This is a genomic window from Myxococcales bacterium (assembly GCA_016703425.1).
GTDB lineage: Bacteria > Myxococcota_A > Polyangia > Polyangiales > Polyangiaceae > JADJCA01.
Window position 1 is genome coordinate 175,113 of the sequence record JADJCA010000007.1, and the last position, 18,533, is coordinate 193,645.

General features: G+C 69.9%; 12 protein-coding genes. 5 read left to right on the forward strand and 7 right to left on the reverse strand.

The window, feature by feature from the left end; all coding sequences use genetic code 11:
- Nucleotide 1 precedes the first annotated feature (1 nt).
- The 6 genes from IPG50_12750 to IPG50_12775 all read right to left on the reverse strand — a co-directional run bounded on the left by IPG50_12750 (nucleotide 2) and on the right by IPG50_12775 (nucleotide 11,889).
- The gene (locus IPG50_12750; protein ID MBK6693052.1) at nucleotides 2-3,709 is read right to left on the reverse strand and encodes a UvrD-helicase domain-containing protein; all 3,708 of its coding nucleotides are present in this window, start codon (nucleotides 3,707-3,709) and stop codon (nucleotides 2-4) included.
- Nucleotides 3,706-6,735, reverse strand: a complete 3,030-nt coding sequence (locus tag IPG50_12755) for a PD-(D/E)XK nuclease family protein (GenBank protein ID MBK6693053.1) — start codon at nucleotides 6,733-6,735, stop codon at nucleotides 3,706-3,708. Before IPG50_12755 ends, IPG50_12750 begins: the two co-directional genes overlap by 4 nt.
- The gene (locus IPG50_12760; protein ID MBK6693054.1) at nucleotides 6,732-8,453 is read right to left on the reverse strand and encodes a transglycosylase SLT domain-containing protein; all 1,722 of its coding nucleotides are present in this window, start codon (nucleotides 8,451-8,453) and stop codon (nucleotides 6,732-6,734) included. The genes IPG50_12755 and IPG50_12760 overlap by 4 nt, the downstream gene beginning before the upstream one ends.
- Before the next feature lie 604 nt (nucleotides 8,454-9,057).
- Nucleotides 9,058-9,543: a hypothetical protein gene (locus tag IPG50_12765; protein MBK6693055.1), complete on the reverse strand. Its 486-nt coding sequence runs from the start codon at nucleotides 9,541-9,543 to the stop codon at nucleotides 9,058-9,060.
- Nucleotides 9,544-9,597: 54 nt separating this feature from the next.
- On the reverse strand, nucleotides 9,598-10,710 hold the full coding sequence (locus IPG50_12770) for a hypothetical protein (GenBank protein ID MBK6693056.1): 1,113 nt from the start codon (nucleotides 10,708-10,710) through the stop codon (nucleotides 9,598-9,600).
- Nucleotides 10,711-10,980: 270 nt separating this feature from the next.
- On the reverse strand, nucleotides 10,981-11,889 hold the full coding sequence (locus tag IPG50_12775; GenBank protein ID MBK6693057.1) for a transposase family protein: 909 nt from the start codon (nucleotides 11,887-11,889) through the stop codon (nucleotides 10,981-10,983).
- Nucleotides 11,890-12,082: 193 nt separating this feature from the next.
- Here IPG50_12775 and IPG50_12780 point away from each other — a divergent pair, with 193 nt between their 5' ends.
- The 3 genes from IPG50_12780 to IPG50_12790 are packed head-to-tail and all read left to right on the forward strand — an operon-like array spanning nucleotide 12,083 to nucleotide 15,540.
- Nucleotides 12,083-12,532, forward strand: coding sequence for a hypothetical protein (locus IPG50_12780; protein ID MBK6693058.1), 450 nt, complete (start codon nucleotides 12,083-12,085; stop codon nucleotides 12,530-12,532).
- On the forward strand, nucleotides 12,529-14,319 hold the full coding sequence (locus IPG50_12785) for a hypothetical protein (protein ID MBK6693059.1): 1,791 nt from the start codon (nucleotides 12,529-12,531) through the stop codon (nucleotides 14,317-14,319). The genes IPG50_12780 and IPG50_12785 overlap by 4 nt, the downstream gene beginning before the upstream one ends.
- Nucleotides 14,320-14,343: 24 nt before the next feature.
- Entirely contained in the window at nucleotides 14,344-15,540 is a 1,197-nt protein-coding gene (locus IPG50_12790; GenBank protein ID MBK6693060.1) for a DUF1566 domain-containing protein, read from the forward strand.
- 123 nt (nucleotides 15,541-15,663) lie between these two features.
- Here IPG50_12790 and IPG50_12795 read toward each other — a convergent pair whose 3' ends face one another.
- On the reverse strand, nucleotides 15,664-16,941 hold the full coding sequence (locus IPG50_12795; protein MBK6693061.1) for an Hsp70 family protein: 1,278 nt from the start codon (nucleotides 16,939-16,941) through the stop codon (nucleotides 15,664-15,666).
- A gap of 111 nt (nucleotides 16,942-17,052) precedes the next feature.
- Here IPG50_12795 and nudC point away from each other — a divergent pair, with 111 nt between their 5' ends.
- Together nudC and IPG50_12805 are read left to right on the forward strand one after the other, a co-directional pair.
- A complete protein-coding gene (gene nudC / locus IPG50_12800; GenBank protein MBK6693062.1) occupies nucleotides 17,053-17,907 on the forward strand; it encodes an NAD(+) diphosphatase in 855 nt (284 codons plus the stop codon).
- 14 nt (nucleotides 17,908-17,921) lie between these two features.
- A complete protein-coding gene (locus IPG50_12805) occupies nucleotides 17,922-18,065 on the forward strand; it encodes a hypothetical protein (GenBank protein ID MBK6693063.1) in 144 nt (47 codons plus the stop codon).
- Nucleotides 18,066-18,533 lie beyond the last annotated feature (468 nt).

Sequence of the window (18,533 nt, forward strand, 5' to 3'; positions counted from 1 at the left end):
GTCAGCCGCCGCCGAAGAGGCCGAGCTGCACGAGCGGCGTCTTCGGGTGGCAAAGCCCCACGTAGCCACAACGGATGCGCGAGCACGTCGTCAAGGGCTCCCGCAGAAACGCTCCGCTCCAGCGGCTCTCGCGAAGCCGTTCGACGAGCCCTAGGAGCATCGCCTCGAGCTCCGCAGGCCTGGGTGCCTTGCGAAAGACCGGCTCCGAGGCCTTGCCGCTGCCCAGAAAGACGATCCCTGTCCGCGTGACCGGGCGCTTCAGCCAGCGCGAGGTGGCGAGCGCGTAGACGTCGAGCTGCAGCGCGTAGGGCTCCGGCGATGGCCCGCGCGCGCGCTTGTAGTCGAGGACGTCGACCTCGCCGTTGGGCCAATCGACGACCAAGTCGATGGCGCCGCGGAGGCCCACGGTGCCGCGCGCATCGTCCGCGCCGTGACCGGCGCGCTCGCCGTTCTTCTCCCGGACACCCGCGCCCAGCTCGAGCACGAAAGGCACCTCGCGATGAATCGACGCCCCCAGCGCCGTCACGCGCCGCGCGTACTCGCTCATCAAGAAGCGCGCCGCCCGCGCGGCCACGCGGCGTTGCGCGTCGGGCGCTTCCACGGCGCGCGACTGAAGCAACTCGGCCACCTGCGCCTCCGCGTCGGCGGCGCCGAAGGCCAGCTTTGGCGCGTGCTCGAGCGCGAGGTGCAGGAGCGTGCCCTCCTCACGGGGCGACATCGCCGGGCTCGCCTCGTCGGTCGCCTCGCGTGCACGCAGCGCGACGGGCAACTCCTCGGGCACTTCGAGCAGATGCATGAGCTGAAAGCGGCGCGCGCAGTGTTTGAAGTCCACGAGCGGCGTCACGGCCACGACTTGCGAGGCCGACCGAACGGCGGTCACGTCACAAGGTGGCCCCTCGGTGACGGCGCGGCTCGTGAGGATCGGCGCCGGCGAGGCCTTCTGGTCCTCGGTCTCGTCGACGACCCGAAGGCTGGGCTCGCGCTCCATCTCCGACAGCGTGGCCGACGGGGTGGCCAACGCGGCGTCGCCGCTCGTGGTCTTGCGCTTGCCGACGAGGATCATTTCGTCCTCGGCGCGCGTGAGCGCCACGTAGTTGAGGCGCCGTCGCTCGGCCAGCTCGCGACGCTTCATCGCCTCCTTGCCGGCGCGCACGCTCGGCGGATCGATCTTCTTGCCGTGGTGGTCGACGTGGCGAACGGCGACGCGAGCCAGTGCGTCACGCTCGCCGGGCACGAGCATGAGGCTCCCCGGCGCTCGCGACGCGCGATCGGCGCCGACCTGCGTGACGAACACCACGGGAAACGAGAGGCCCTTGCTCGCGTGGATCGTCAGGAGCCGCACCGCGTCGTCCTCGTCGGAGAAGGTCGCTGCGTCGGTCTCCTGCGACTCGCGCTCGATGGCGCGCTCCCACTTGCGGAGCAGCGCGCGCGCGCTCGGCGTGCGATCGGCCATGGCCACGAGCTTGTGAACGTTGGAGACGCGCTGAGCGCCCCGCGGCAACAGCACGAGCGCCTCCTCGAGGCGCAGCGCGCGCATCGCCTCGCGGAGCAGCGTCGCCGCCGGCACGCGATCGACGTTGCGGCGCAGGCGCTCGATGGCCGGCAAGATCTCCGTGAGGCGCGCGCGCTCGCTCTCCTCGAGGTTCGTCGCCCGCGGCATGGCGCCGAGATCGCGGGCCGGCACCACGAGGCCGCGGTGCGGTTCGGTGAGCGCCAAGAGCGTCTCGTCGCTGGCGCCGAGCCACGGGCTCCTTAGGACCGTCGCCCAGGCGAGCCGATCGTGGCTCCGAACGAGCAGCGCGAGGAGCGCCACCACGTCGCGCACCTCGCGCGCCGAGAAGAAGCCGCGGCCCGCGACGACGTACGGAATCTCGGCGCGCGACAGCGCGAACGCCATCGTGTCGAGCATCTGGTTGGTCAGCGCGAGCACAGCGCAGTCGCGAAAGCGAAGGGGCTTGCCCTCGATCGGGGGCGGCGCGGCTACACGCCTCGCGATCTCGCCAGCGATGGCGCGGGCCTCGTCAAAACGTTTCGACGAGCCGGGCGCGTGGGGCCGGAGCCACGTGACGCGCGGCTCGCGGCCGCCGATGCCGTTGGCCTTGTCAGGAGCCGTGTCGTTGGCCGCGACGCTCGTGGCCTCCGCCTTGTTCGCGCGCGCCGCCGGGACCGCCAGATCTTCGATCTCCGGCGAGTAGTCGATCTCGAAGAGCGCGTCGGTGGCCGCCACGAGGTGCCTCGCCGAAAACGCGTTCGCGAACGCGAGGATCTCCGGCGCGCTCCGCCAGTTCTCACGCAGCGCGACGAACTTGGCGACGGGCGAGACCGACAGCTCTAGCGCCGTCGACTGGACGCGGAGGTTCTCTCGCGCGCGCCACCCGGCGAGCGAGACGCAGAACTCCGTGAAGACCGAGACGTCGGCGCCGCGGAAGCCGTAGATCGACTGCTTTCGATCGCCGACCACCAGGAGGCCGCGAGGCCGGAGCGCGTCGGCCGAGGGCACGTGCCCCGCCTTGCGACGAAGCGGCTCCTTCTCCCAGAGGAGCTTCACCAGCTCGCATTGCACCCGCGACGTGTCTTGGAACTCGTCGACGAGGAGCGCGTCGAGGCTCGCGCCGATCTCTTGGGCGACGTCGGGGCGGTCGAGCAAGAGATCGCGCGCCGACGCGAGGACGTCGCCGAAGGCGAGCCGCGAGCTCTGCCGCCGCACGCGCAAGAGTTCGCGATGGCTGCGCAGCACGAGCTCGCGCGCCGCCTTTGCCACGGGCGCGAAGGCCGCGCGATCGCGGTACGCAAGATAGAGCCTTCGCGCCTTGTCTTCGTGCGACGTGCCGGGCAGCGAGTCGCGCATGTCGACGAAATCGGCGAGCGTCGGCTCCTTGTCCTTTCGAATGACGAGCGCCTCAACCAGCGCCTCCTCGAGACGACCTTCGTCGCGGCGACGCCACACGTCGACGAGCGCCGAGGCCGCGGGGCCGTGCCTCTTGTGCTCGCGCATGGGCACCGCGCTCGCCACGACCTCCTCCACGAGGCGCTCGATCTCGCTGGCGTCGTCGGCCGGCGCCGCGAGTGTCTCGCCGCGCACGCCGTCTTCGATGAGGCGTTCCACGATGCGAACCACGTCTTCGGTGAGACGGTCGACGCCACCGGCCACGCGAACCAGCGCGCGCGCGGCCTCTCGGTCCTCACGCGCGAAGGCCGCGACGACGCTCGCCGTCGTCTCCTCCGCTTGGAGCGCTGCCTCGTCTTCCGAGAGCAACTCGAAGCCCGGCGCGATGGATAGCTCGAGCGCGCGCTCGCGCACGAGGCCCTGCGCGAAGCTATGGAGCGTCCCGATGCGCGCGCGCGACAGGCGCTCGAGAGCCGCACGCGCCCGCTTCTCAAGCTCGCGCGGCGTCACGACGGCGCCATGCGCCTCGAAGGCTCGAAGCAAGGCGCTCCGGTACGCGCCCTCGCCGCTCGCCGTCAGGCCCTCCAAGGCTGCCGTGAGGCGCTCGCGGATCTCGGCGGCGGCCTTTCGCGAGAACGTCGTCGCAACGACGCGGCTTGGATCGATGCCGCGACCGCTGGGCCCCGCGCCGAGCGCCGACGCCCCGAGCAGGATGTGCACCAAGACGCCGACGAGCGTGTACGTCTTGCCGGTGCCGGCGCTCGCAGCGACCACGAAGTTTCCCTCGAAGGCGAAGAGCTTGTCGTGCGTGTCGTCGCTCACGACCCCGCCCACTCTTCGTCTTCGTCGGCGACGAACCGCGGCTTGCGGCACACGCCGTCGAAGCTGCAGCGATCGCAGAAGGCCGGCCGCTCCGGCGCGGGCGCGAACCGCCCAGCGCGCGCGCCGTCGGCGATCTCGCGCACGCGCTCCTTGAGGGGCGTCGCGTCGCCCTCGAAGAGCTCTTGCCACTGCTTGGCGAACTTCGCGTCCTCACCGAAGTTCGGGTCCAGCTCGGCGACGGGCACGTAGAGGCCGCTCGGGTGCGCGTGCCCCAGGGCCCTCTGGGCCGCGAGGGCATAGAGCGGCACCTGCAACATCGTGGCGCCCAGCTCGCGGCGCGCCTCCTTGACGGCGCTGCTGCTCGACTTGTAGTCGATCACGCGAAGGCGACGCGGTGCCGTGCTCCGTGAAACATCGACGCGGTCGACGGCGCCGCGAAGGACCGTTTGCGCTTCGGGGATGGCGAGCGCCGGCCACGCGCCTTCGCCGGCCCGCGCGTCACCGAACGACTGCTCGGCGAACTCGAAAATCCACGACTCGTCCTCGAGGCTCCAGTCGACGACACGCACAACGCGTTCGCGGGCGAGGTCGATGGCCAGGTGACGAAGCGTCGACTCGGACCCGCTCCAGAGGACCCGATCGGCCGCTTCCATGGCCAACGCGCGCGCCGCGTCTTTGTCGACGGGCACCCGCGACAAGAGCGGAGCCACGGCGAGCATCGCCGCCGCGAGCGCCTCGTGCACCAAGGTCCCCGCTTCGCGCGCGTCGGGCGTCTCGCCGATGATCTTCACGTCGCGCGCGCCGAGCAGGTGCTGCGCATAACCCTGGAAGGGACACCGCGCAAAGGCCTCGAGGGCCGTCACGGGCAGCGGGCGCGCGGCCGTCCCCATTTCGCTCGCGACGAGCTCCGACAGCCACGGCGTGACGACCAGATCGCCGCACGCCGGTGCCGCGCCGGGCGCCGTCGCCGCCTGCCCATGATGCCGCTCGCGAATGCGCTCCGTCGTGGCGCGCCGAAGATCCGCCGGGCGAGCGCGTTCGGGCTCCCGGTACGTCGCCGCGAGCGCCGCCTCTCGCGCGCTCAAGGGACTGCCGAAGAGCACGCCGGCGCCGGCTCGTTCACGCGGCACGCCCGCGCGGAGGAGCGCCGAGACCACCGTGGACGGACCGAGCGCCTCGCCTTCATCCCCCGTCTCTCGCAAGAACAAGGTCACGCTCTCGGCGTGGGCTGCGGCCATCGCGAGCTGCGCCAGCTCGCGGGCGCGTGACGACGACGAGCTCGGTCCGCGCGCGCCAAGTCGCTCCTGGAGCGCCTCCGTGAAGAGCGGCCCCGCCGGCTCGGCCTTCGGCAACGCGCCGTCGTTGGCGCCGAGGATGAACAAGTGGGAGAGCGGCTCGCCGGCGATCTCGTGGAGGCGAACAATGCGCACAGCGAAGAGGCGCCCTGCTGCGGGCGGCGGCGCGCCGGCCTCGAGGACGCGCGTCAGCTCGTGACGGAAGATCTCACTGGTGGCCGGCGAAGCGCCGAGCCCGAGCGCGCTCGTCGCGGCCAAATACGCGTCCACCGCGTCGCCAAGGACACGCCACCCGTGCGCGTCGCGCGAGAGCGCCAAGAGCTCGGCGCGTGCGAGCCCCGTCGCCACAGCATCGCTGCCGAGCGTCGCGCGCGCGTCGAGGCTCACGCGGGCCGGAAAGCCGAGCGCGTCCCAAAGGCTGCGGGCCGCGCGCGCGTGACCGCCGCGGGTCTTGGCGTCTTCGATGGCCATGAGCGTCTCGGCGACGCGGCGCGCGAAGGGCCGAAGCGCCTCGCCGGCCTTTGACACAACGGTCTCTTCGAGGGCGCGTCCCGCGTCGGGCGCGTTCGCCGAAGGAGCGCCCTCGAGAGCGTCGGCGAGGGCGAGCACGATGCGCTTCGCTTCGCGCCGGTCGGTGACGCCTGTGATCTTGACGGCGTCGACGTACCGCGAGCGGAGGAGGAGCGCCACGTCGAGCCGGGGAAGGCCCTTGGCCCCGAGCTCGTGCGCGAAGAGCGCCGTGGCCACGATGCCCGCTGTGGCGGCAGGCGCGCCGCGCGGCTCGAAGATGGGGACGTTGGCCTCGAGGAACGCGGCCCGCAGCGGCACGAGCAACGCTTCGTCGACGCGCGCGATGGCCACGGCGACGCGATCGACGGGCGCGCCGTCGCCGATGGCTCGGAGCACCCGAGCGACGACGGCGCGCGCCATGGCAACGGCGTCGCTGCTGAAAACGACGGAGAGGCGTTCAAGGTCGTGCGGCGCCCCTCCCACGAAGTCGCCCAGGGTGGCGCGAATGGGCGTGGCCACGGGGGCGTCGGCGAGCTCCTTCATGAGCTCGTCCATCAGAGCTTCGAGCGGATCGCGCTCACGATCGGCGTCGAGGCCCTTTTGCTCGAAGGTCGGCAGCTCGACGATGGCGCCGCCGCCGGCCTCTTTGAGCCGGACGCCGAGCGCGTTCCACCACGCGACGTCGGCCGGATCCCACAAGGCGACGGCCCGCGCCGTCACGCGCTGCGCCTTCGTGGCGACGAGCACCTCGGCCGCGCTCGAGCGCTTGAGCACGTCGCGGAGCACCTGCCCTTCGGAGCGCCCATCGACGAGCCCGCGCGATTCGAGCGTCCGGTCGAGCGCGACGATGGCCCGTCGCAACGTCGCCGCACGAAGCCCTTCGGGCCCGCGACCGGCGGCGCTTTCGGCGCGCTCGAGCGCCGCCGCCGAGAGCGCCAGCCGCCTTACGTCGCCGATGGCCGCGTCGACGAGCTCCACCGTGCGCAAGTACGCAGCGCCGCCGGCGCGCACGAGAGGACCGAGCAGCGCATCCTCCCAGAGCGTCGCCTTGAGCGACTCGGTGAGCGCGAGCCGCGTGATCTCGGGCGAAGCGAAGCGCGCCTCGGGAGCGAGGGCCCGAACGAGCCGCGCGGCGAACCGCGTGCGCGTCTCGGCGCGCTCGCCGCGAAGGCCAGCGGCTTCCACGTGCCGCTCCGACGGCACGATGAAGAGCGTCGTCAAGGGGCCCTCAGCGGCAGCTCGAAGAGTTCGCGCAGCTCGCCGCGATCGTAGAGGAACGCGTAGGCCGCCTGGCTTTGGAGGACGCGCTTTTGGTAGTTCCGCGTCTCCTCGTAGGGGATCGCCTCGACGAACAGATCGAAGCTCTCGCCGCGGCGCTCATTCCGCCAGCGCCCCACGGCGCCGGCGCCAGCGTTGTACGCCGACGGCGCGAAGGCGCGCGCTTCGCCGAGGCTGCCGCGGAGCTGGCCCAAGAGCCTCGTGCCGAGCGCGACGTTCACGTCAGCGCGCTTGAGGCCCGTTTCGTCGAAGGGCAAGCCCGTTCCCTGCGCGACGAGCTTCGCCGTCGGAAGGATGAGCTGCATGAGACCGAAGGCGTTGGCCACGCTCTTCGCGTCGACCACGAACATCGACTCCTCGCGCATGATGCCGAAGGCGAGGCTCACGGGGATGCCATTCTTCTTCGCCTCGGCGCGGACGAGGTCGTCGAAGGCCCGCGGGTACGTGGCCTCCCACGCCGCGCGCCATCGGCCGTTCGGATAGTGCGCCAAGAGATCGGTCTTTCGCGCGAGCGCGACGCCGACGTCGAAGGCGCCGACCTTGGAGAAGAGCCGGCCGAAGGCCGCCGACAGCTCGCCACCTTCCTTGAGGCCCGCGCGCGCGAGCTCGCGCTTGGCCGCGTCGATCTCACCAACCTCCATGAGGCGCGCCGCGCGCGAGACGCCGCTCGGATCGAGGGAAGGAGCCGCGGGCCGCGGCGCGTCGCCGCCAAGCTCTTGCGCCGCCTCAAAGGCGCGCTCGGCGGCTCTTCCACCTTGTTGCTCCGCGAGGCGTCGATACGCGAGGAGCATGGGAAACGTGAGCGGGAAGTCGGTGATGACGCGCTCGTAGCGCTTCTTGGCGGTCTCGCGCTCACCGGCCTCTTCGGCGACGCGCCCCAAGAAATACGACGCCCGGGCCACGGCCGTGTGGCGCGCCGGCAGCCCCAACGAGAGCGTGCGCTCGAGCGGCACGAGCGCGCCCGCGTAGTCGCCCTTGCGCATGCGCTCGAGGGCCACGCGAAAGAGCGCCTCGGCGCGCATGTCGCCTTCCGGGTAGTCGTCGGGCATTGTCAGCAACATCTGCGAGAACTTCGCGTCGTCGCCGGCGTCGCGACTCAAGATGGCCCCCAAGAGCCGCGCGTCGTCGGCCAGCCGGTTCTTCGGGAATCGCTCTTCGAGCTTCTGGAAGCGCGCGCGCGCCTCGTCGGGCTTCTTCGACGAGCTCGCCTTGCCGCCGCCGTAGAGGGCCGTCGCCAGCTCCGGCTCCGTGTCGCAAAGGGTGATGGCGTCGCCCCAGGCCAGGTCGGAGGGCTGCTTGGTCTTCGCGAGCGCTTGCGCGCGCACGATGGCGAGCTTGCACGGCGGCGCCTTCGCCTCGCGGAACGCGGCCTCCGCTTCCTTGGCGGCGCGGGGCGCGTCGCCGGAATCAAGCCAACCCTGGACCTCTTTGGCGCGCTCGTCGGGCTTGAGCGGCGCCGGCAGGGCGGGGTCCTTCAAGAGTTCGGCAGCGCGCGCGCGGAGCTGCGACGCGTTGTGCACGTCGGCAAACTTCGGAGCCGAGACGAGGATGCGCGTCGCGAGCTCGTAGGCTTCGCGCGCGCCTTCTCGTGGCTCACCGAGCAGGCCGTCGACGAGGGCGCCGGCCACCTTGGCCGACGAATCGACCCAGCGCGGTCCCATGGGTTCTTTCGCCAGCATCTTCGCAAGAGCGCAGCGCCGGCGGCGCGATCGCCCTTGGCGAAGTAAGCCTCGCCTTCCGCGACGGCCCGCTCGCTCGACAAGAGGAAGTCTTCAGGGATCGCCTTCGCGTAGGCGATGACCGCGTCCCATTGGCCCGAGCGCGCCGCCGCTTGCGCCGCACGAAGGCGCGCGTACGCAGCGAGACCGCAGCCGGAACTCTGCGCCTCGCTCGCCTGAACCACCGCATCGTAGGCCTTCTGCGCCGCGGGATGGTTTCCCGCGAGCGCGGCGAAGCGCCCCTCGGCGTAGGCCCAAGCGCAGCTCGCTTCGGGCGAAGGCGCTGCGCGACCGCGCGCGTCGCTCAAGAGTCGTGCGGCACCTTCGAAGTCTTTGGAGCGCTCCTTCTCGCGCAAGCCGACGAGCCGCGCGTCGTCGTTCATCGACGCGACCTCGGGCAAGGTGACGCCGGGCGCGACCTCAACGACGGCGACCGACGGCGGCGCCTCCATCGGCTTCGGGCGACGGGGCGGCGCGTGACTGAGGCCGCCGCCGCACGACGCGACCGACAGCACGACCGCTGCCAACGTGAGCCTTGCCCCCGCCATCACGGTGGGCGCCTCGCAGGTTCCACGCGCCACGCTTCCTCGGCAGCCTCTTCCTCGCGGGAGGCGGCCTTGTGGGCCTCGCGCTTCGTGAAGCGCTCTCGATCGCGAGCCACCGCCTCGGCTTCGGCCTTGCGCAGCGCAACGCGTTCGCGCGCCTCGGCTTCGCTGCCGCGTCGCGCGTCGACGAGCGTCGCGGCAGCCTCCGTGGCAGCCCGGAGGCGCGCCGCGCGCGCCTCGGCCCCGCGTTGAAAGGCGCCGCGCTGCGCGAGATCGCCAGCCTTGAGCACGCCGCTCTCGAGGGCCAACGCCTCGCGCGCTTCCACGGCGCCCGCGCCTTGCGCCGCGGCCTCTTCGGCGGCGCGGGCGGAGGCGAGCTCGTGCTCGGCCTCCTCGCGCGCGCGCACGCGCTCGGCCAATTCGCGGAGCGCTTCGTCGACGGCCTCCTCGCGAACGGTCACCAGCGGCTCGAGAGGGTAGGCGCCCATGATTGCGCGCAAATTCTAGTTCATGCCGCGCCATTCTCGAAGCGCCACGCTCGACTACTTCTTCTTCGGCGGCTTGGGCGGCGCGGGGCGCGGCGGCGCCTTCGCGACGGGCTTGGCGATCGGCGGTGTTGGCGCGGGCGTTGGCGGCGGCGTCACGGCCGACGTGAGCGGCTTGCCGTCGCATCGAAGGAGCTCGGTGCGCGTCAGGAACCGCGGGTCGTCGTGCACCGCCAGCTCTTTGGGCGACGGCGAGAGAAAATCGTCGATGGCGCCCACGACGTAGAAGCGCTGACCGCGGAGGAGTGCGTCTTTGGCGATGGCGTCGCTGCTGGCGGGGTCGGCCGTCTTGCCGTCTGTCTTGCCGTCTGTCTTGCCATCTGTCTTGCCAGACGGCTTTCCGTCGGCCTTGCCGGGCGCCTTGGCGGCAGCCTTCGGGTCCATCTTCGCGTTCGCCTTGGGGTCGGCCTTCGCGCTGGCGCCGCCTTTGGGCGGAGTCTTCTCGAGGCCGTCGCTGCCGTAGGTGTGAGTTCGGTACCGGTAGCAGCGGCCACCGGCGAGGTCGACGAGCGTCGCCGCGCCTCCGCCTTTGGAGAGCATCTCCGGCGACGGGAGCTCGCCCACCTTCGTCGCGGCGATGAACATGTCGCGCGCGGTGCCACACACGCCGATGAAGAAGGTCGTGGAGCCACGCTCACCAGCCGCCACGGAAACGGCGCGCGCGCCGACCGCCAACACCGTGGCGCCAGCGCCCTCGTTGTCGAAGAACACGCGGGCAACCGTCGGATGCTCCACCTCGAAGGGGGTGGGTCGGCCCGTGGCGAGACGCACCGCTTGGGTCTCGTCTGCTCGGTCGGAAAAGGGGATGCGGAGGAGCATCTCTTGTTTTCCGCAGGTGCCGTCGACGCGCACGCGGAGACGTCCCGGGTGGTCGACGAGGTAGGTGTCGGCGGGCAACGTGACGCGCAGCGAAGGCGCATTCTTCTTCACGCGACCCAAGACCTCTTCGTCGAAGACCACCTCGAGGCCCTCGTCGGGGATGTCGACGCCTTGCACGGTCAGGTCGAACGAGTAGGGCGACGACTTGATGGGATCGGCTTTGGCACGCGGCGCGCAAGAAGCGCCCATCACGGCCAAGGCCAGCGCCATCAAGCGAACGGTCGCCCACATGCTCGCCGCAGCCTAAATCACTGGGCCCCATCGCTGGGGTCCTATTTGGTCTGGCGCCGGTTCGCGAACGACCTCGACCTGAGCGGTCAAGGAGATAGGTGACAGTCCATGGAGATGGGTGACACTTTCGGCGGATGGATTTTCTACTCTGCGGCTATCGCTGATTCTTTCCCTATTTCTTCTGTGGCGACTGAGGGGATGAATCGCCTTTCTCTTTCGTCGTAGTGACCGAGGTCACGGGCTACGAAGCTCACCAGCCACTTCCCGTCCTCAACCTCTCGAAGTCCGACCTGCTCGTCGACGAGCGACGCCGTCAGGCTGAAGCGCCGACGCCGATCGATCGCGACAATGCCTCCCTTCCAAACGGGTCGAGTCATGTCGCAGGGGGTAACTGGGCTTCGGCACCTCGCCCTTCCAGACGCGCGGCGAAGGCTCGTACGCGCTGGCTGGGGTTCGGTCGCCAAGCGCCTCGTGGGGCCGCTGTTCGTTGAAGCACGAGCGCCAGGCGTCAAAGCGTTCCTGTTGGCCGAGCAGCGTCCGAGCCGCAGGACGTGTCGTTTCTGCTTTCAACGTGCGATGCATCCGTTCGTGGCGTCCGTTCTGCTGCGGACACCCAGGCTCGATTCGCTCGTGGAGGATCCCGAGTCGCGCGAGCCACGCTCCGAGTCGACTCAATCCAAAGAGCGCACGCGGCGAAACGAAGGGCTCGCCGTTGTCGCTTCGAATAGCTCGCGGCAGGCCTTTTTCCCTGAAGATGTGCTCGAGTGCCGCTCGCACGCCCTTGCCGGCCGTCCCGTCGAAGGCCTCGCACACGAGCACGTACCGGCTGAAAGCGTCGGTGACCGTAAACGGGTAGCAGACCGTCCCGTCTCCGAGCTCAAACTGCCCTTTGAAGTCCATGCACCACAGCTCGTTGGGGCCCTTCGCGTCCGTCAGCGGCGCGCGATAAGCCGCCACCCGCCCGCGACGACGTCGCGGCACTGTCAGCTGTTGGCGACGAAGCACGTTGGCAATCGTTGTTCGGCTCGGCAGCTCTACGCCGGGGTGCTCCGATATCAGAAGCACCCTGAGCTTCTTCGGACCCCACGTCGGATGTCGCCGCCGCGCGTCGACGATGAGGCTCACGAACTGTTCCGCCAGCGCCGTCGGCGTCTGCTTGGGCCGTTGCGACAGGTCCACGAGCCCGGCATCGCCCCCAAGCTTCGTAGCGCTCGACGTACTTGTAGCCGGTCTTCCGGCTCACGCCGTACTCCCGACTCAGCTCCGTCATTCGCTCCCCCGCGCGGTAGCGAAGCACCAGTGAATTTCGTTGTTCCAAGACACTCTTCGCTTTCCAAACCACGGCACCTTCTGCCGTTGTTCGCATGCCGGAGTGTCACCTATCTCCTTGGACTGCTCTGTTACCTATCTCCTTAGACTGTACCGGTTCGCGAACGACCTCGACCTCGACCTCGACCTCGACCTCGACCTCGACCTCGACCTCGACCCCGACCTCGACCTCGACCTCGACCTCGACCTCGACCCTCGACCCCGACCCCGACCCCCGACCCCGACCCCGACCCCGACCCCGACCCCGACCTCGACCTCGACCTCGACCTCGACCACGACCACGACCGCGACCGCGACCTCGACAACCGTGGTCGATGGGCCGGGCAAAGGCGCTTGCCATGTGTGCCTTGCAACTTGTTGCGAGGCGCTCGCAAGCGATGCGACGTGGCCCCGGCGCGGCTTCGTGAACAATCGCGGCGTTGCGCGCGCGCGCGGGCGTGGCGGCCGTGGCGCGCTCCGTGCTGACCCTTCGCCGGGAGCAGCCGAGCAATGAGGTGGCGGGGCATCGTTGGCGTCGGATTCATGGTGTCGTGCGCTGGGCACGCCGCGGAGCCTCCGGCTGGCGAGACCGCCGACTCGTCGCCTGTCGCCGAGTCCGAGAGCACGGCGGCGCGCGATGCCGCCACGGCCAGCAACGACGCGACGAGCGACATCGACGCGCGAGGCGCCGAAGCCTCGACCGCGAACGACGCCAGCACGAGCGCGCCGGACGATGCAGGCGCCGACGCCACCGGCACGGACGCCGACGCCGACGCGGCCACCGACGCGAGCGCCAGCACGGACGCCAGCGCTGCAGCCGATGCGACCGACGCGAAGGCGCCCGCCGACGCGACCTCGCCCACCGATGCGAAGGCGCCGACCGACGCGACCCCTCCGACCCCTCTGACCGATGCGAACGCTTCGACCGACGCAAACACAGTCGCCGACGCGTCCTTTCCCACGGGATGGTCCAAGCTCCCTGCGCAGGGATTGCCCGTCGCGCGCGTCCGCGCGATTGCCGTCGACCCAACCGGCATTCTCTACGCCGCCCTCTACGGCGTGGGCGTCTATCGCTCCGTCGATGGCGGCGCGACCTTCGCCAAATTGGGCGCGCCCAACGTGGCCAACGACCCGCCCTACACGACGGTCACGACGCTGGCCTTGAACGCGCTCGGAGAGCCCGTCGTGGGGATGGCGCCACCCGGTTCGGGAACCAGCAAGACGTTGATGGCTCGCTTTGACGCGAAGCAGAACGCTTGGGTGACGGCGACGGTGAGTCATCCGATCAACCTCGGCGGCTACTTTCCGCCGGCCATCCGCCACGACGTCGACGGCGCGCTCCTGTCGAGCTGGCCGTTCCGTAACGACATCATGCGCTCGCTCGACAACGGCTCCACGTGGACGAACGCATTTCCAATCCCCAACGCCACGCACACGCCGCCATCGGGTCCTTCGCCGAGCGTCAAGGCCGTCTACGGCCTCGCGAGTCACGGCGCGTCAGGTGAGCTTTTTGCGGGCACGGAGGGCGACCAATGGTGGCGCTCGACCGATCGCGGCGCGAGCTGGTCGATGATCGATCAGGGCGGCTCGTCGAACCTCGCGCTCGAGCCGGGCCAGAACGGCTTTCTCATCGCCTTCAACAAAGACGGCGAGCCGCTCATCGGCACGCAGGGAAAGTCCGACGGGAACTTCCTCATGCGCGTCGCGAGCGACGGAACCATCGCGGCCTCGAACGTCGGCTTCTCTCCGTGGGCCATGGTCGGCACCGCGAGCATGTCGACGGTCTTGCGCGAACTGGTCCTGACGACCGAGGGCCACAACTTTCTCGCCATGCCCATCAACAACAACCTCGGCGGCTCGTTGCCCGCGGAGCTCTACGGTTCCGACGACGGCATCACGTGGACGAAAAAGAACGCGCCGTTCGTGCCCGAGCTGAACGCGTTGGCAGCGGATGGCGCCTCGGTGCTCGTGGGCGGTGGCGCCGCCAGCCCCGGCGTCATCTGGCGCTACACGCCGGTCGTGACGAATCACCTTCCCCGCGTCAGCACCGGCGCGAAGCCGGGCCAATCGCTCGACGCCCCCCTCGCAGGCATCACGCTCAGCGGAAGCGCCGTCGACCCTGACGGCGACGCGCTCACGTTTCGTTGGAAGGCGCGTGGGCCGGGGCTCGTCACCTTCGCGAACCCCGAGGCCGCGAGCACGCAGGCTTCGTTCAGCGTCGCCGGCGACTACGTCTTGACCCTTCACGCGTCGGATGGCCATCGCTCCGCCGGCGCGCCCGTCATCGTTCACGTGAACTGATCGTCACCTCCAACAAAGGATCTCATGAACCGTCATCGCCTCCGTGCGTGCGTGGGTATCGCTGCGCTTTCTACCGGCGCCCTCGCCGCGTGCGTCGCCACGTCCGACGAAGCCGCCAAACTCGACTCAACGCCCACGCCCACGTTCGACGGTAGCGCTGGCGACGTGGCGACGGTCGCAACGGGCGACGCCAACGCGCCCGCTGCCGATGCCGCTGTCGACGGCGGCACGCCTGACGACGCGACGCCACCGAACCTCGACGCCGGGCTCGGCACCGGGGACGGAGGGGACGCAGCCGCGACGGGGCCGGTCGATCCTTTCGCGGTCCGGTGGCGCGCGACGGCGGACATTCCGCCGGCCTCGAGTTACCAGGCGAACGCTGACGCGGGCGTGGTCTTCGACAAGACCACCGGCCTCACCTGGGCGCGCCGCCTTCTTACGAGCGCCGAGCTGCCGCCCGACGGAGGCGACGGGAGCCCCACGACGCAAGCCGAAGCGCGGACCCAATGCGAGACGGCGACGCTCGGGGGCACGCAAGGCTGGCGCTTGCCGACGAGGCTCGAGTGGCTCTCGATCGTGCGCCTCGACGAAGAGTTCATCAACGACACGTCGGCCTTCGTGGCGGCCGATTGGTTCGGCGGCATTCCCTTCTGGATGATGACGAACGATCCGACGCGAAGCGCCATCTTCGACGCGCACTACCACAACTTCACGTTCAAGAGCTCGCTCGGCGTCTTCGGCTCGGCGTCGATCCGCTGCGTCAAGAGCGCGTCCCCCATCACGGCCACGGCGCAGCCGCCGGCGGCGGGTCGCTACGTCGTCGACGCCACGACGGTCACCGACACGGTTGCGCGCCTCGTGTGGGCTCGGAGCTACAACCCGGGCTCCATCGTCGAGAGTCAGGCGCAGACCTACTGCGCGACCTTGGCGACAGCGAGTGACGCGGGCGTCGACGCGGGAGCGAAGCCGTGGCGCCTCCCCACCGTGAAGGAGTTTGCGTCGCTCTGGAACGAGTCCACGGGCCTACCGGCCGAGCTCGACACGGGGGTCAACTCGCAGAGCTATTGGTCCGGAACGCCGTACGTGAAGCCCAGCAACATCGTGACGGGCTACGCGACGTTCCGCTTCACCTTCTACAAGGCCACCAACGCAGGTGGCGACTTCTCCTGGGACGCACAAGCGGTCCTCAGCGCAGCGCGCTGCGTTCGTTCGCTCGACTAAGCGGGTGCCGAGGTCGCGGCCGGGGTCCCGGTCGGGGTCGGGGTCGTGGTCGTGGTCGGGGTCGTGGTCGTGGTCGGGGTCGCGGCCGCGGTCGGGGTCGCGGTCGAGGCGGAACGACCCTCCCTACGCCAGCGACCGCGCGTGCCGCGCGAGTCCATGCACCACCGAGTGGAAGCTGCTCAGGCGCCGAAAACCCGCCTTCGGTAGCTTCTCGCGGAAGGCCGCCTCGACCGCCGGCATGCGCGAGGTTCCCCCCGTGAGGCAAACGATCTCGACGTCCTCCGGCGTCAGCTTCGCCGCGGCGAGGACGCCGTCGAGCGACGCCATCATGCGGTCGATGGGGCTCTTGGCCACGCGCTCGAGCTCTACGCGGGTCGCGGGGACATCCAGCTCGGCGCCCGGGTAGTCGAGCACGATTTGCGTCGACGCCTCGTCGGAGAGCCGTCGCTTGGCGCCCTCGACGGCGTCGTAGAGCGAGAAGCCTACGCCGTCCTCGATGACCGTCGCGAAGCGGTCGACGGCGGCACGGTCTTTGGCTGGCTCGCAGAGCCCCGAACGAATGTCGAGGATCGAGCGGAGCACCTTGTCGCGATCCACGAGCGTCAAGTCGGCCGGTGAGCACAAGAGCTCGACAAGCGTGAGCGGCATCTCGAGGACGTTGCTCCCCATCGGAACCTTGTACGTGGCCTTGGCGCCGAAGTGCGGCGCAACGACAGACCGAACGAGCGCGCCGTCGATGACGTCGCCGGCGACGGAGAGGCCACCGATGGCGAGGACGTCGTCGCGGCGGAAGCCGGCCTTGTCCATGCGCACGACGGTGTAGTCGGTGGTGCCGCCGCCGAGGTCGGCGATGAGCACGACGCGCGGCGTCGTCAGATCTTCCGCGAAGTCGTACGCGGCGGCGATGGGCTCGGGGCAAAAGGACACGTCTTCGAAGCCGCCCTTTTTGGCGGCCGCGAGGAGCCGCGACTCGGCGAGCTGATCGCACTCGGGATCGCTCGAGAAGAGCGCAGGGCGCCCCATGACCACGCGCCGCACGTCGACGCCGAAGTGCTTGCACGCGCGCTCCCGCATCGCCTTCAAGAACGCGCCGATGAGATCTTCGAGGGCGACGAACTGATCGCCGACGCGCGTCTTCGTGAAGGCGCGAGAGGGCAAGTGCCGCTTGATGGAACGAATGAGGCGGCCGCGGAAGCCGTTCTCCACGAAGGCGCGAATGGCGGCGGCGCCGAAGGTTCCGCCGGCAGAGAGGCGCGTGAAGAAGAGCGCCGTGCGCAAGACGGTGGCGTCGGAGGCCTCGTCGTCGAGGGGGACGGGAGGAAACGTCTCTTCGGAAGAGGCGGCGGCGAGGAGCGAATTGCTCGTGCCAAAGTCGATGGCGAAGATGGTGGGCGTCGTCATGGGCACGAGGAACGTCGCCGATTCCGTCGCCGTTTACGAGCTATCGATTTCCACGTAAGGTCCCGCAGGTCTCTGGGATGCCTTGAAGTCGATGCCTGGAAGTCGCGGCCCATGACGTTCATCCCCGGAGTGCGACCGCCAAGCGTGGACGCCGCGCGAAGCGCATCGCAGAGCGCGTCGCGTAGCACCCAGTGGTTCGCCGTCGCCAAGCGAGGCCTCGTCGTCGTGAAGGGCGACGGAGGCTCGGTGCGACTCCCCACGGAAGACGAGCTCCGCGCGTGTGGCTTGGCCGCGGAGGGCGCCCACTTCCTTGGGCAGAAGGACGACGCCCACATCTTCGCCATCGAGTACGCGGAAGACCGACCGCTGCCGGAGGGATGGCTCGCGCTCGGGATCCGCGGCCTCGTCGATGCCTTCGACGAGGAGACCTTCAGCCTCGCGGGCCGCGCGACGCACGTGCTCGATTGGGCGACGACCCATCGCTTCTGCGGCCGCTGCGGCACCCCCACGGAACGCGCCGATGCGGAGCGGTGCATGCGTTGCCCCAAGTGCACGCTCTCTGTGTACCCGCGCATCGCGCCGGCGGTCATCGTGCTGGTTCGCCGCGGCGACGAAGCGTTGCTCGCGCGCAACGCGCGTTTTCCGTTTCCGTTCTTCAGCACGCTCGCGGGCTTCTCCGACGTGGGGGAGGCGCTCGAGGACACGGTGCACCGAGAGATTCGCGAAGAGGTGGGCGTTCGCGTGAGGGACGTGCGCTACTTCGGCAGCCAGCCGTGGCCCTTTCCGAACTCGCTGATGATTGGCTTTACGGCCGAGTGGGAGAGCGGGGACATCGTGGTGGATGAAGAAGAGATTGCGGAGGCGGCATGGTTTCGCGCGGAGGCGCTTCCGATGGTGCCGCCGCCAATGAGCATCGCGAGGAAGCTCATTGATGCGTGGGTGGCTGAGGTGACGAGGGGGAAGTGAGGGCGGGCGGAGGGGTGAGCGACCTCGACCTCGACCCCGACCGCGACCTCGACCTCGACCTCGACCCCGACCCCGACCCCGACCCCGACCCCGACCCCGACCCCGACCTCGACCTCGACCTCGACCTCGGACCTTGCCGACATGCGCACTCGCGGTGACGACTCACTCGCAAGCGCGTGCCGCCTAAGGGCGGCACTTTGCGCTTGCAGATGAAGGGGCTTCTTCGCCCAACGAGGCAACGCTTCGAAGGGACTCGCTCCGTCATGTTCGGTCACCTCCCGGCCTGCGGCCGGGATTTGAGAGGTGACCGAACATGACGGAACAATTCCCATTTCAGAAACTTGATGCCTATGCCGTCGCGAAGGCGATGGCGATGGCTGTGCATGGCGCGAAGATTTCGCATCGCGAGCTGCGGGATCAGGCCGAGCGCGCGAGCGTGAGCACCTTCCTTCAGCTCAGCGAAGGCTTGCCCAACGACGCGCCTGGCATGCGCCGCCGCTACTTCACCCCGTCGGGTGTCGCGAAGCGCGTTACATCGCGCGAAACAGCCTCTGCGAGGTGGTGGCAGCCATCGACTTGGCGCTCGCGTTGGGAGCCATCGCGGAGGGGCGCGCGAGGGAGGTGCT